The sequence below is a fragment of the Acetobacteraceae bacterium genome (genome assembly GCA_004843165.1).
Lineage (GTDB): Bacteria > Pseudomonadota > Alphaproteobacteria > Acetobacterales > Acetobacteraceae.
The window spans coordinates 386,388-399,706 of record CP039459.1; the positions used below are offsets into that span (position 1 = coordinate 386,388).

17 protein-coding genes, 2 tRNA genes and 1 other RNA gene are annotated in these 13,319 nt (G+C 43.3%); 7 read left to right on the forward strand and 13 right to left on the reverse strand.

Translation table 11 applies throughout. The annotated features are described in order from the left end of the window. Positions 1-3: 3 nt before the first annotated feature. Positions 4-426, reverse strand: coding sequence for an EamA family transporter (locus FAI41_01835; protein ID QCE32420.1), 423 nt, complete (start codon positions 424-426; stop codon positions 4-6). Between the two features lie 201 nt (positions 427-627). On the opposite strand from FAI41_01835, the gene FAI41_01840 reads away from it, so the two are divergent. Continuing rightward, entirely contained in the window at positions 628-1,026 is a 399-nt protein-coding gene (locus FAI41_01840; protein ID QCE32421.1) for a hypothetical protein, read from the forward strand. Positions 1,027-1,255: 229 nt separating this feature from the next. Here the strand turns inward: FAI41_01840 and FAI41_01845 are convergent. Next, positions 1,256-1,330, reverse strand: a tRNA-Gly gene (locus FAI41_01845). A gap of 59 nt (positions 1,331-1,389) precedes the next feature. Next, positions 1,390-1,464: transfer RNA gene (locus FAI41_01850), tRNA-Gly, on the reverse strand. A gap of 183 nt (positions 1,465-1,647) precedes the next feature. On the opposite strand from FAI41_01850, the gene FAI41_01855 reads away from it, so the two are divergent. The 3 genes from FAI41_01855 to FAI41_01865 are packed head-to-tail and all read left to right on the forward strand — an operon-like array spanning position 1,648 to position 3,427. After that, positions 1,648-2,583, forward strand: coding sequence for a tetratricopeptide repeat protein (locus FAI41_01855; protein ID QCE32422.1), 936 nt, complete (start codon positions 1,648-1,650; stop codon positions 2,581-2,583). A 10-nt stretch (positions 2,584-2,593) separates the two neighbouring features. Beyond that, positions 2,594-3,220, forward strand: coding sequence for a peptidase (locus FAI41_01860; protein ID QCE32423.1), 627 nt, complete (start codon positions 2,594-2,596; stop codon positions 3,218-3,220). Positions 3,221-3,226: 6 nt separating this feature from the next. Further along, positions 3,227-3,427, forward strand: a complete 201-nt coding sequence (locus tag FAI41_01865) for a Trm112 family protein (protein ID QCE32424.1) — start codon at positions 3,227-3,229, stop codon at positions 3,425-3,427. 85 nt (positions 3,428-3,512) lie between these two features. Here the strand turns inward: FAI41_01865 and FAI41_01870 are convergent, their stop codons facing one another. Continuing rightward, entirely contained in the window at positions 3,513-3,944 is a 432-nt protein-coding gene (locus FAI41_01870) for a hypothetical protein (GenBank protein QCE32425.1), read from the reverse strand. Positions 3,945-4,022: 78 nt separating this feature from the next. On the opposite strand from FAI41_01870, the gene FAI41_01875 reads away from it, so the two are divergent. Further along, the gene (locus FAI41_01875; protein ID QCE32426.1) at positions 4,023-4,694 is read left to right on the forward strand and encodes a protein tyrosine phosphatase; all 672 of its coding nucleotides are present in this window, start codon (positions 4,023-4,025) and stop codon (positions 4,692-4,694) included. Here the strand turns inward: FAI41_01875 and lnt are convergent. The 3 genes from lnt to FAI41_01890 all read right to left on the reverse strand — a co-directional run bounded on the left by lnt (position 4,633) and on the right by FAI41_01890 (position 7,702). Continuing rightward, positions 4,633-6,207 carry an apolipoprotein N-acyltransferase gene (gene lnt / locus FAI41_01880; protein QCE32427.1) on the reverse strand — a complete coding sequence of 525 codons (1,575 nt, stop codon included), beginning with the start codon at positions 6,205-6,207 and terminating at the stop codon, positions 4,633-4,635. The genes FAI41_01875 and lnt overlap by 62 nt on opposite strands. Positions 6,208-6,234: 27 nt before the next feature. Further along, a complete protein-coding gene (locus FAI41_01885; protein QCE32428.1) occupies positions 6,235-7,143 on the reverse strand; it encodes a GNAT family N-acetyltransferase in 909 nt (302 codons plus the stop codon). A 97-nt stretch (positions 7,144-7,240) separates the two neighbouring features. Then, on the reverse strand, positions 7,241-7,702 hold the full coding sequence (locus FAI41_01890) for a transcriptional repressor (GenBank protein QCE32429.1): 462 nt from the start codon (positions 7,700-7,702) through the stop codon (positions 7,241-7,243). 105 nt (positions 7,703-7,807) lie between these two features. Between FAI41_01890 and FAI41_01895 the strand changes: the two genes are divergently transcribed. Further along, complete coding sequence (locus FAI41_01895; GenBank protein ID QCE32430.1) at positions 7,808-8,083, forward strand: sulfurtransferase TusA family protein; 276 nt, start codon at positions 7,808-7,810, stop codon at positions 8,081-8,083. On the opposite strand, the gene rimI is transcribed toward FAI41_01895, so the two are convergent. The 5 genes from rimI to FAI41_01920 form a co-directional block, all read right to left on the reverse strand. Further along, the gene (rimI, locus tag FAI41_01900; protein ID QCE32431.1) at positions 8,061-8,540 is read right to left on the reverse strand and encodes a ribosomal-protein-alanine N-acetyltransferase; all 480 of its coding nucleotides are present in this window, start codon (positions 8,538-8,540) and stop codon (positions 8,061-8,063) included. The genes FAI41_01895 and rimI overlap by 23 nt on opposite strands. Further along, the gene (gene tsaB, locus FAI41_01905) at positions 8,537-9,211 is read right to left on the reverse strand and encodes a tRNA (adenosine(37)-N6)-threonylcarbamoyltransferase complex dimerization subunit type 1 TsaB (GenBank protein ID QCE32432.1); all 675 of its coding nucleotides are present in this window, start codon (positions 9,209-9,211) and stop codon (positions 8,537-8,539) included. The genes rimI and tsaB overlap by 4 nt, the downstream gene beginning before the upstream one ends. Then, positions 9,208-9,801: a malonic semialdehyde reductase gene (locus FAI41_01910; protein ID QCE33763.1), complete on the reverse strand. Its 594-nt coding sequence runs from the start codon at positions 9,799-9,801 to the stop codon at positions 9,208-9,210. The genes tsaB and FAI41_01910 overlap by 4 nt, the downstream gene beginning before the upstream one ends. A gap of 69 nt (positions 9,802-9,870) precedes the next feature. Beyond that, positions 9,871-10,473, reverse strand: a complete 603-nt coding sequence (locus FAI41_01915) for a NifU family protein (protein QCE32433.1) — start codon at positions 10,471-10,473, stop codon at positions 9,871-9,873. A 263-nt stretch (positions 10,474-10,736) separates the two neighbouring features. After that, positions 10,737-11,651, reverse strand: a complete 915-nt coding sequence (locus tag FAI41_01920; protein ID QCE32434.1) for an FAD-dependent thymidylate synthase — start codon at positions 11,649-11,651, stop codon at positions 10,737-10,739. 102 nt (positions 11,652-11,753) lie between these two features. Between FAI41_01920 and ssrA the strand changes: the two genes are divergently transcribed. Further along, positions 11,754-12,087: a transfer-messenger RNA gene (ssrA, locus tag FAI41_01925) on the forward strand. 18 nt (positions 12,088-12,105) lie between these two features. On the opposite strand, the gene FAI41_01930 is transcribed toward ssrA, so the two are convergent. Then, a complete protein-coding gene (locus FAI41_01930) occupies positions 12,106-13,299 on the reverse strand; it encodes a hypothetical protein (protein ID QCE32435.1) in 1,194 nt (397 codons plus the stop codon). Between the last annotated feature and the right edge of the window lie 20 nt (positions 13,300-13,319).

Here is a 13,319-nt window from a genome sequence, read left to right on the forward strand (position 1 = left end):
TTTTTAACGCCATGCGATCACGAAAAGTCCTGCAACGATAAAAGCGCACCCGATCGCCATACGCCAACTTATTGCCTCGCCCAGAAAGAGGCAGGCTAAAATCATTGCGACAACGACACTGCCTTTATCAATCAAAGCAATATCTGCCACATTGCCTATTTTTAAAGCTTTATAATAAAAAATCCATGATAAAGCCGTAGCAAAGCCAGAAATGCCGAGCCAAAGATAGTTTTGCCAAACCAAAGCGGCATAATCTTTCGCCGCCGTAAAAACACCAGCAAAAATCAAAACGAAAAAACCGACAAAAAGCGTTCTGACAGTCAAGCCAACTTCTGAGGAAATGCCCGTTAGGCCTAATTTTGCAATGACAGAAACAGCCCCTGCCGAAAACATTGATAAAAAAGCATATATTAACCACGGCTTCATCTAAATCTTAAACCTTTCTAAAAGATAAGAAGCCTACTGCTTCTTAAAATCCACACTCGGATAAGAATATAAGATTCATTCTACAAAAGATCTCTAAAAATCTCTAAACTTCTTCCATAGTCTGGGGGATAAACGCTCATTATGCAGGTCATATTTCCTCTGGAAAAATTTCAGGACACACCTTTCTAGGACCTACTCTGTATGAAAAAAATTGTGCTTTCTCTTTTCGCTGCGGCAACCCTTGTTGGCTGCACCACTGTTGAACATATTCAAACACCAGAAGGTCACGATCTTCTTGATGTAACATGCAGTGGTTTTGATCACCCTGCCAATAAATGCCAGCGTATCGCTAACGAAGAATGCCCTGGCGGGTACACCCTACTTTCCAACACCAACGCCTCTTTCGGTGGCTGGAGAAACTGGTTTGCTTTGGGCTTCAACGTACAAGATTCTATGGTCTTCCAATGCCACAAACGCAGCACAGTTGTTGTCAACAATAGCGATGCCACTTTGTTGAAAAAAACCATCATCACAACAACAAAAGATAAAAACGGCAATATCGTTTCTACAACAACAAATGTTGAAACAAACGATAAATAAATTTTTTTAGCTTCTGCTAAAAATCTTAACGATAAAAACGGGATATCATTTCTGATATCCCGTTTTTTTTATTGAGATAGTCACCTGAAGAGAAAATAAGATTACATGAAAAAATTTCGGTCTCCGTTTTTATAAAACGACACCCTGTCACACGGCGCTACCGCCCACTGCTATTGGAAATTTTTTATAGGAAATAGGCAAAAAAAAGCTCCATATTTCAAAGGAAATATGGAGCGGGCGAAGGGATTCGAACCCTCGACCCCAACCTTGGCAAGGTTGTGCTCTACCCCTGAGCTACGCCCGCACTCTTTAAGAACTTCTATAAAGATACAAGAAAAAAGCTCCATACTTCTTTTGGAAATATGGAGCGGGCGAAGGGATTCGAACCCTCGACCCCAACCTTGGCAAGGTTGTGCTCTACCCCTGAGCTACGCCCGCACTCTTTGAATTGCTCTTTAAGAGACGATGAGTATCGTATACGTCTTCTTCACCTCTTCTGGCAAGTCCTAAGAGCAGAAAAATGTTATTTTTCTTATTTTCTTTTATTATCTTGCTTGTTTAATCGGATTAGAATGCACAGATTTATAGAAAATACGCTATTTATCAGGTCTACGGTACATTATGTCTTTTATGAACGATTCTCTTCTCCTTTCCCAAAATACCTCGGAAACAGCTTATCTTGAAATTACTGAAAAAAATTTCATGCAGGAGGCTTTAGAAGGTAGCGTTAAAAAACCTTTTCTTTTGCAATTCTTCACAGATAATGACCCCATTTCTGAAAAGCTTTTGCCGATTTTAGAAAAAACGATCCAGAATCTTGACGGTGCCGTACGCTTAGGTCGTCTCAATGTCTTGCAAAACCGCGCCCTTTGCCAACAGCTTATTCAAAGTGGTCTTCCGCTTAACACCGTACCGATAACGGTTCTTTTCATTCAGGGAAAAATCATTGATCTTTTTCAAGGATTTCAACCGGCTGACTCTGTGCATAAATTTATTGAAAACGCCTTTAAAAAAGTCGGTATTGCTCTTCCCTCGGCGCATCTTTTAGAAAAAGGTTTTAAATCCCTCGAAGAAAATAAACCAGAAGAAGCCTGTGCCTATTTCGGTGAAATGATCGAAAAAAACAATGAATCGCCTGAGGCTTGGAACGGACTTTTACGTGCCCTCATTGCAATGGACGAAATTGAGGGGGCTCAGGAAGCGATGACAGATATTCCAGAAAAATTACGGGAACATCCAGAAATCAAGGGAGCAATGGCCGCTATTGAATTTGCCGCAAAAAAAGGTGAAGCCCTCTCTGAACTTGAGACATTAAAAAAAGAAGCAGAACTTTCCCCTGAAAATTTAGCGCTTCAATTTCGTTTTATAGAGGCTTTAAATGCCGCAGGTGAACCTGAAAAAGCTGCAGATAGCCTTCTTTCGATGATGGCAGACAAGTCAAATCAAGAAGCGTCTGAACAAGCGAAGCAAAATCTGCTACATTTCTTTGAGGCCTGGGGAGAAACTGACTTAACCCGCCGTTACAGACGCAAACTCTCTTCTCTTCTTTTTTCATGAAAACGACCTGATGACTCAGACACTTCCCCCTTTTAAAGAAATGACCTTGGGCGATATTCCGCCTTTAATTGGACTGTTACCCTTAAAAAGAGCTTTATTGCTTCCTCAAGGTCAACTTCCTTTAGGCATTTTTGATCAAGAGGCGGCTTCCTCCCTTTTAACGCCATTGCTAACAACCCGTCTGATTGGTATCGTTCAGCCTGCCTTAGATGACGCAGAAGGGAAGTTTGAGGATATTGGCACCATTGGCAGACTGACCTCTTTCCGAGAATTTCCTGATGGAAAGCTTACGCTCTCTCTCACCGGAATTTGCCGTTTTAATCTTTTAAGCACACGTATCTTGCAGAATGGTGGACATGAGGGAAAAATTGACCCAAGCGCTTTTGGGGGAGATTTCATTCCTGCCGTACCTCCGCCGCTGGATCGTAAAATGATTAAAAAAGGTCTTAAAAACTGGCTTGGAGAGCGTCATCTCGCTGCAAATTGGGAAAGTATAAACGGTCTTTCAAATGAGGCTCTTTTAACAACTCTCCCGATGCTCCTTCCCTTTGAACCTATGGATCAGCAAGCCCTTCTCGAAGCACCTGGACTAGAAGAGCGAGCCAAAATTCTCTTAGAAATTTTAATGAAAGGCTAAATTGAAATGTCAGAAGAACATACCCCCCTAACCCGTCCGGTAAAACCTGAGCAATCTTTGCTTGACCGTCTGGTCTGTCCCGTGACACATGGCCCTTTAGAATATAATGAGGAGACGGGAGAGCTAATTTCCCAGCAGGCGGGCTTGGCCTTCCCTGTTAAAGATGGCATTCCCCTTATGATGCCCGATGAGGCACGTAAGCTTTAAAAAAGCCTCTTACATTTGAAAAGATTCTTACAAAAAAGACGCCCATTTGGACGTCTTTTTTATGCATATAATCTTGGAAGCGATCTTATTCGTCGCCATCGCCATAATTAACTTCGGTTGCTGGTGTCGGGGATTTTCTTCCACCGTGCGATCTTTTGTCTTTACCGCCTTCACCCTCTTCTTCCTCGTAGGAAGTTCCCGGAGGGGCTGTCGGCATCATCATGACAGGCGCAGCATTGCTCCGTCTATGACGGCGTTTTTTATGTCTTTTTTCAGCAGCTTCAGGGCTTTCATCATCCATAACGTCATCACCCTCCAAGAGCTCATGACTGCCATACGCCACCACCATATCTGCCTTTGGACCTCCTAACGGATTTTCAAGACGCATATCTTTGACATAATCGTCCAAACACGCTGTGGTTGTTCCAAGCAACAAAAGTCCTAGAAATATTTTGCCATAAGCATAATTTAGTCGAAAAGATGCCTTATCTTTCTCTTTTGAATTTTCGCTACACATTCTATCTTCCAATAACAGCCATCGCTTTTGCATTGCGATCTTTTAATTTTTAGCAGTCTTCGCCTTTAGAGTAAAAATGTGTCTCAAAAATCCACTTTCTTTCCAGTTAAAGCCTTCAAAATCTGGTGTAATTCCCTTTTTAAAGACCATGCGATTTTAAGAATCTTTTGGACCAATCTCTCTCCCGTGGTGCCACATCAAATTTGGCGTGCCAATCATCCAACCCCTTATCGTTTCAAAAAACTCACTAAAAAGCTCGGTTTGAAATCTGCCATTAATTTACGTGGAAACCGTCCAACATGCGGCTCTGATCTTTTAGGACGGAAAACCTGCCTCCACTTAGAATTGCCTTACGAAGATATGGCTTTTGAAAGTCGCAATTTCCCTCAAAAAGACCGTATTCTACGATTTTATACGCTTTGGGAAACACTCCCAAAACCCATGCTCATCCATTGCAAATCAGGTGCCGATCGTGCCGGCATCGCCAGTGCGCTTATTCTGCTTTTTGAAGGCAAAAAAGTTTCCGAGGCCAAAAAACAGCTTCATTGGCGTTTTTTACATTTTCGTCATAGCCGAACAGGGGTTCTTGACCAGTTTTTAGAGCTTTACCAAACGACAGGAGAGGTAAAAAATATCCCATTTCTGGAATGGATTAAAAACCATTACGAGGATGAAAAACTTAGAGAAATCATACAGAGGAGCCGCGCTTGTAAAAACAAAGCCCAATCCCAACCAAACAAGAAAAAATAGACATTAAAACGGCTATTAAACGTCCAAATTTTGCAAAAAAGGTCGGTTCAAAAGGGGCTGGAAGCGGTGCTAATTGAGAGGTAATTTCTCCCCATCCAATCTTGGAAATTTCTTTACCTTGCGGTGAATATGCAACGGAAGGCCCAAAATTATTCACAAAAACAAGCGGTAAACCTTCTTCAACACTTCGCAATCTTCCTGCCGTCATATGCTGCCAAGGGCCGGCACTATTGCTATACCAAGCGTCATTTGAAATTGTTAAAATCCAGCCCGGACGATTTTTTAAAGAAGCGACACGCCCCGGAAAAATCATTTCATAACAAACCAAAGGACTTACAGAACCTAAGTCTTTTGCGCTCCATGTCGTTACGCCGTTTCCCGGCGTAAGCTGGTCAGGCAAAACATTAAAGGGAATAATACCGGGCTGATACTCACCAAACGGCACCAAACGGCTTTTCGCATAGATAAATTTATCTTCGCCCTCCGGAGAAATAGCCTGTGCGGTATTATAGATACGTCCCGCAGAATCCTCTCGCAAAGAACCTGAAATAATCCAATGACCTTGCGCAGCCTGTGCCATCATTTCTTGCGCTTGTTCCGTTTCATCCAATAAAAAAGGAAAAGCAGATTCCGGCCATGCAACCACTAAAGGCTTAGGCATGATTTCTTGCGTATTTAAAGCTTTTGCAACGCCCCCACGTGTCAGATCTAAATAAGTCTTAAAACGCTCCAGACCAGATCGGTGGGTAAAAATTTCCGTTTCCGCAACGGAATTTTGCACCATTAAAACATTTGGATTTTGAATATTGGCTTCTTTTGGCGGAAAATAATAGCGCACGCTCCCGAAAGAAAGATAAAGGAGCACGCCAACCAATGTCCAAAGCAGTGATTTCCGCCCCAAAAAAGGCGCAACACAAAATAGAACCAGAAAGAATGTCAGTCCATCCACACCAATCCAACTTGCGGGTTGGAGGCAAATATTGCCGATAAGTCCTGGGAAAGCCAGAGCTGATCCGGGGGGATTCCAAGGAAAACCCGTAAAAATATACGTTCGGATTAAATCCGATAAAGGCCACATGCCTGCAAAGAGCAGAAGACTTGCAATTGCGGCCTTTTGCTTAAATTTCGGAACATTTTCTTCTGCAATGTGAATTTTTTTAGAAAAAGGAAGACGTGCTGCAAGGGCCGGCAAAGCCATCAAAGGCGCAATTAACAAAGAGACACCTGGCGCCGCAATAGGAACAGCCCACCAAAAATCCTCTACTCTTGTCAGGATCGCATCCGTTAACCAATAAAGATCCGTAACATGCCATCCCATCCCATAAAGGAATCCCCACCATAGGGTCTTTTTCCAATTCGGGGCATGGACGGCACCATGCCATAAAAAGAAGAGACTGAATGGCAGAAAAATCAAACCATACCAAGGCGGCAAGGAAAGCGCTCCCAATGCACCGGCGGCTAAAAACCCCCACCAAGACTTTTCAGCACGCTTTAAAAAAGCCTTATCTGCCATATGCTACAACGTCTCTCTAAGAGTCTTTTAGGAAATATCACCGAGCGCATTTCGAAGCTGGCGTTCATAATGACGATAATATTTATCTGTCATCAATTCTGTTTTCACCAAAACCGCCACATCTGTGCATTTAAAATCTTCATCAACAACAGCACCATCCCCAACAAAGCCGCCTAAACGCAAATAACCTTTTAAAAGCGCTGGCAGTTCTGAAAGACATTCCCGACGATTAAGCGAATCAAGGGGAATCTTTTGCATATCAACATAACGCTCCGGCAAGGCTTTTACCCGCAAGGCAGGTGGCGCAAGATGATTATGGTAAAGATAAGAAAGAACTTTTGCATGTTTTTCAGGGTTCGCCCCAGCAAGACTGGCACAGCCAAAAATCACATCAATCTTGTGTAGAAAAAGATAATTTGTTAGCCCCCGCCACATCAACTGCATTGCCACCTGACGGCGATAATCTTTCAAAACGCAGGAGCGTCCAACTTCTAAAAGAACACCCTCAAACTTTAAGAGCTGAGAAATATCAAATTCCCCTGCACTGTAAAAATTTTCTCCTGGCTTAATCATATCCGAGCGCAATAAACGGTAAGTGCCGACAATGCCTTTCGGACCGTTCTCAATAGAAGTGTCAATGGCAAGCAAATGATCTGCCCGTGCGTCAAACTTATCCATATCACGTTTGAGACGGCGCTCTTCTTCGGTGCAGGAAACCCCTAGCTCTTCGACAAAAACTTTGTAACGTGTTGCTTGTGCCGCTTCAATCTCAGCTTCGTTTTTTGCAAGGCGGACGGCCAGACCTCCCCCATGCAATTCGGGTATTCCTCCCGTTTCAGAATGTTCTTTTGCTAAGATTTCAGCTAAATTCCGAACATGGTTTGAGGCGGCCTTCCCCTCGGAAAAGCCACCAATTTTTGCATCTGCGTCCAACATTTCTACCGCTTTCTTACTTTTTATCTCACTGCCTATTCTTTTGATCTAAAAACGAACAGATTTTAAGGGGATATACTTAAAAAGATTAAAGCGAAATTTAATCTTCTTTTTTAGGAAGAGACGTACCGATCAACTCAACCTTATGGGACAAAAGTTTAAAACCCATTTTTTCAACGATCCGATGTAAAAGTGCTGTTAATTCATCATTATCAAATTCAACAACTTCTTCATTTTCACTGTTAAGCAAATGGTAATGCACCCCATGGTGCGCCGGTTCATAACGTGCACGATCGCCGCCTAAATCCAAACGCTCCAAAATACCGTGATCCTCCAAAAGTTTCACCGTGCGATAAACCGTTGTTAAAGAAATTTTAGGATTTTCTTTAATGGCAAGCTGATGAACTTCAGCAGCATCTGGATGACCTGTAGCCTCAGATAAAATACGGGTAATGACCTGTCGCTGCCCCGTCATCTTTAAACCGGCATCACGGCAAAGACGTTCAAGCTGAGATTCTTCAGAATATTGCGTATTCTGACTATGATCTATCTGACTACGCATTGTTTTAAAAAAGATTCCCCCATTTTTCTTACATTTTCACGATTATAAAGTTATAAAACATCAAGGAACAGAGTTAAACCAGATTACTATTCGTTTTTCTTTTAAATGTTGTCTTTCATGCCCCATCATACGCCAAAAAATATCCCTACCGCTTTTTTAGATGCCAGAAAACTGCGCTGTCCTATGCCAAGTGTTCATTTAAGAATGAAGCTTGACCATTTGGTGCCGGGTCAGACGCTCGAAATGCTCGGCTGTGGTGAAACAGCCCTTTCTAATGCCAAAACGCTTCTTGCAATGTTGCATTACCCTGCCCCAGAAACCCTTTCACATGACACAAAAACAGATGAGTGGAAAATCCTTATTCCGGCCAAACGGGCCTAAATCCCATCACAAAAGCATCCCTTCCTTTACCGTAATAATCTGCCCGCCGTCCTAATATTTTAAATCCTGAATTTTGATAAAGTCGCCGTGCAGCAAAATTACTTTCCTCAACCTCTAAAAAAATCTCTTCTGCCTTATAGGATTTTGCCCCTTTAAAGAGAGATTCCATGAGATATTTTCCTAAGCCCTTCCCTTGGAATTCCGGCAAAATCCCTAAAGTGAGGATTTCTGTTTCACCGGCAACACTTCGGCAGAGATAAAAGCCGATGGGCATTTCTGCCAACATTAAAAACTCTCCCCACCCCCCTGTTTCCAAAACAGATCGAAAGAGATCCGCCGACCAACAGAGATCTGAGGCAAAGCATTTTTCGTCAATCAAAGCCAATAAGGGAACATGCGCCATACAGATAGGACGCATGATGCGCTTCTCTTTTTCCACTTCGCTTTTCAGAATCATTCATCCTCAAAAGGTGGTGGACGCATACCAACCTTTGGGCGGCTGATTTTTGGCGGATCAATATAAAGGGGCAGCCAGTCCAGTGCCGTATCTGGCAAGTCTGCGGCGGCTTTTACAATTCCAACCGCAGAAGGATAAGCCTCTTGCGCAATTTCAATCCCTAAATTTAAAGCTTTTTCCAATAATTCCGGAATTTTTTGACTTCCTGCCAAAGCATCTCCGGCAAGCATTTTAATATCTGAAGAAAATAAGCTCAACGCCTCCTCAATCGGGAGAGATCGAATTTCCGCATGAGGAAAATCAACAAAGACATATCCTCTTCTGGCAAGTGAAATCACCACAGCCTCTGTCTGCGAGACTGTTTGGCGCAAAGCATTCCCTAAAGACACCCCCTTTAAAGGACATTGCCAGCCCATGGAAAGTCCCTTTGCCAAGGCCAAACTGGAACGCAATCCTGTAAAAGAACCCGGCCCCCGAACAGCTGCAATCTGATCGGGTTTCTGTGGGAGAATTTTCTCAAGAATACGGGAGGTCACTTCGGGAAAAAGATTAGAGCCCGTACGCCCTTCAATAAATTCTTGCGCTAAAAGTCTCTCTTCTGATTTTACAGCCGCAACAAGATTGCCTTTTTCAACCCCAACACAGGCGCCATTTAACACCAGAGAAATCATCTGACTTCGCAAGCCTCTTCAAATGGCAGGCGGGGCAAACGTGGCGCAGGCGATCCATTCGGTAAATTTTGTGGCTCGCCGTAACCTAACCCGGCAAGGAAATTAACACGCCAGCCTTGTTTTCTTAAAAAAAGCTCTTCAACCATTGGGCCGTCAAAGCCTGAGATTGGCAAAACATCCAGCCCTAAAGCTCTTGCGGCAAAGATAAAATAGGCACCCTGCAAAGTAGAATTTCGAAAGGCTGTCTCTTCGCTCAAAGCGACATCAGCGGAAAACCATTCTCTTAATGCCGGTTCGCTCCCAATTTTAGGCAATTTGTTAAAAAATAAAGGATCATAACAAATAGCGGCAATTACCGGTGCAGAGCGAAGCGCTTCAATATTCCCCGGTGAAAGCGAAGCCAAAAGTGCCTCTTTGTCTTTTTCATTGGTTATAAAAAGAAAGCGTGCCGGCGCACTATTTCCAGATGTCGGCCCCCATTTTAGAAGATCATAGAGCGCTTCTAACATTTGAGGATCAACTTCTTTTTCTAAAAAATGTTTGGGCGTCCGGCACATTGTCAAAAGTGCCTGCCCCTCAAGGTTTTTCATTTCCTGATCAGTATCTGAATGCTCAAGGGGCATTTTGTCTCTTTCTTTCATAGGCTAAAATAAAAATATTTATACGGCCTGACGCACTTCTTTCACTTCCGGAATAAAATGCTGAAGCAGTCTTTCAACACCATCCTTTAAAGTGGCTTGTGCTGAAGGACAGCCGGCGCAGGCCCCCTTAAGAACGAGATAAACAATCCCATCCTGATAAGAACGGAAAAGAATATCTCCACCATCCCGAGCAACAGCCGGACGGACACGATGCTCAATAATTTCTTTGATTTTTGTAACGATTTCTTGATCTTCTGGGCGAATCTCAGCCTCATCTGTTGAAATTTTTGCCAAAGCCTCTGTCTTAATGAGGGGCTTTTTTTGGGAAAGATAATGGCTAATCGTACTTAAAACAACAGGGGAAAATCCTTCCCATGAAGTCCCCGAACGCACCATGACGGAAATAAAATCTTTTCCTAAGAAAACATTTTCTGTTTCTGGGAAGTCAAATAAATCCGCAGCAAGATCTGAGACCTCACGTGCTTGCGCAAAGTTAGAAAGTTCAATCGGCTCTCCGGCACCGGTAACAGGAAATCCTAATGCAAATTTCCGTACCTGCGGATTAGGGGTGTCCTGCACATCAATAAGGACAGGTATCATTGTTTCCTGCTGGTCGCTCATGTCTCATTCCTTTTAACTTTATAATTGCGCTAATCTTTAAGATATAAGAAGAGAGATACCGAAAACCTAGGAATCTCTCTGAAATTTTTTACTTTGGCAATGGCCAAAAAATTTCTATCCCCACAGAAATAGCTATGAGAATAACCGCTGCAATGCCCCAAATCCGAAACATTTTAGCGGTATATTGCCCAATTCTTTTTTCCTCATCCTCAATGAAGGCATATTCCGGGGGTAAGTCGTCCTTTAAGCCGTCTTTCAAAATTTTACCCCTTTAAGTCCAAGGCCTCACACATTTCTGCCCATTCACGCTTGCTCATCTTTGTCTCTTCGACACTGACTTTTTCACCGGCAATCATGCGTTTAACAGCCTCAACCATAGAAGCAGAAAGCGTTCTTGCTCCAAGACGGTACTCCCTGAAAGCGTCAGCGGCAAAAGGTACCCAGAGATCTAAAATTTCAAGGATTTTCAGGGCATAGACCTGAATTTCATGCTGCGCATGTGGATCAGCACGCAATGAAACAAAATGAAGCAAATTATGAAGGTCAATTTTCCAATAAAATTGCGTATATGTGCCAACTGTTAAATTAATGCGTGCCAATTCACGGGCAAGCCCCTCTTCCCCTTCTTTTCCCATCATTGCCTCATAATTACGATAGCATCTCTCGGCATCTGAACGGAGAAGCTCTAAAACCTGTTCCGCTTTTTCCGGACTGAGCATATCCCCTGTTCCCTGATGGTTTGTGTCGCTTTGCGCACCCATCCGATCAGGAGCAGGCAAATAAAATTCATTATCTAACACGGAATAACGTGCAGAATATTCATTCACACTGGCCATACGGTGACGTAGCCACTGACGGGCAACAAAAATAGGCATTTTAACGTGAAATTTAATTTCGCACATTTCAAAAGGGGTCGTGTGGCGGTGGCGCATCAAGTAACGAATAAGCCCCTTATCCTGAAGGCTTTTTTTCGTACCACGCCCATAAGAGACACGTGCAGCCTGCACGATAGCGGAATCATCCCCCATATAATCGACAACCCGCAAAAAACCATGATCGAGCATTTTAAAAGGCTCAAATAGAATTTTCTCAAGTCCCTCAGAAACCGCTCTGAACGTTTGTCTTTTTTCCTGCCTCAGCTCTGCGACTTCTTGCTGTTGTTCCGATGTCAGCCCCATAACACGCCATCCCCTAAAGATAAAAATTACTCTTACGGAAATAGCGTTTTTTAAAAACCTTCGCAAACTATCCCGAAAAAATTTAGGTAAAAAATGATTTTTCCCCTTGAAAAGCACAGATAAAATGTCCATCTTGTTGATGCTGATTCGTCAGCTATGGCAATAAACGGCTTATGAAATAGACGTTACGGACCCGGGGGCAGTGCCCGGCGTCTCCACCATTTCTTTATACCTTTGTTATCAAGGTGATTTTATGGGGACGAAACAGGATCGACGTGCGTAATAAAGATATTCTTTTTGCTCGGCATGGTACCACCGTTACCGGACTAAAACTCTATAAGTGCCAATGATAACCATGAGGTGCTCGCTGTCGCTGCCTAATACGCAGAGATAAGCGCGGTTTGGGAGGGCACCGGGCAACAGAAGCCTTCCCACTTTTTCTCTAAAAATTCATTTACTTTCGGGCGCTGATTGCCAGAACAGCGCTTAAAATATGATAAAAAGATGTTGCCGGCATCTCTGAACTTGCTTGCCTGCCCTCTTTCGTGAGGCGGTCAATCCATCCGCCCTTCAAAGAAGAAGGGATGAAATGGGTAAAAAACATCTCGCTTTGTGCAATAAGTTCTTGTTGCACCTTTTCCGGCGCTAAATGCACATGCGGTGATGCCAAGAGACGAAGATATTCGGTTTGCGGCCAAAGACGCATTGCAGGATCTGCTACTCTGCCATTTTCTAAAACGGCATTAACCAAAAAACTTTCCTTCTGTGAGCTGCGTCCATATTTTTCTGCAAAAGCGCTAAAACCCTCTGCAATTTCAATCAAATGAATCTCTTCTGAATGTTCTAAATCCAAAAGCCGCCGCGCCTCTCCCAAGAGCCATCGCCATTCGATTAAATGCCCCGGCTCAATCGGATTTTTACCGATCTTTTTCCAGCTCCGCCAAGTCTCATTAAATTTTTCTGGTAAAATGCCTTCCGGCGTCAAAAGATGCACCCGCAAAAGCTTCAAAATAACCTTTGCTCTCTCTTTCCAAATTTTATCACCGAAAACTTCGAAAAGGCTTAAACAAGATTCCAGTAAATGCATCCAAGGATTTTGCGCATGTTCTCCCCTGAAAGGAAGTACTTCACGCCATGCTTGGAATTCTTGGAAATGTCCTTTTTCATCTTCTACGCCAAAAAGCGTAAAAATTTCCTGCCCCATCACAAGAGATTTCTGCTTTAAGGCACTAAATTCCGCCTTATCTTGCTGTTCTAAAAGCTTTCCTAAAGACGCATAGGCGAATAAAACAAAAGCATGGCCATAAAGATCCCGTTTACGATCTGAAATTTCCGCCTTTTGATCCAGTGAAAAAATCCATCCTTTACCGCCATCTCGTTGGTGATAAAGTTTCTCAAGGCGCGCCATGACAGAAAGGGCTAAATTTCCCCATGCTTTCTGCCCCTCTTTAAAACGTGCCAAGGTTGCAAAAGAAGCGACCTGTCGTGCCTGACTCATCAAGCGCAAAGCCGGCGGATCACATGCCTCCCCTGAAAAGGTTAAGCGCTCATGAAATAGCCCTAGAGAGCTGTTAAACCCGGCAGACGCCCATAAAGGCGCTGCCTCTAAACATATCCAATGAAGCCATTTATCTTGCAGATGATCCATCGTAATTTCCTTATAATGCC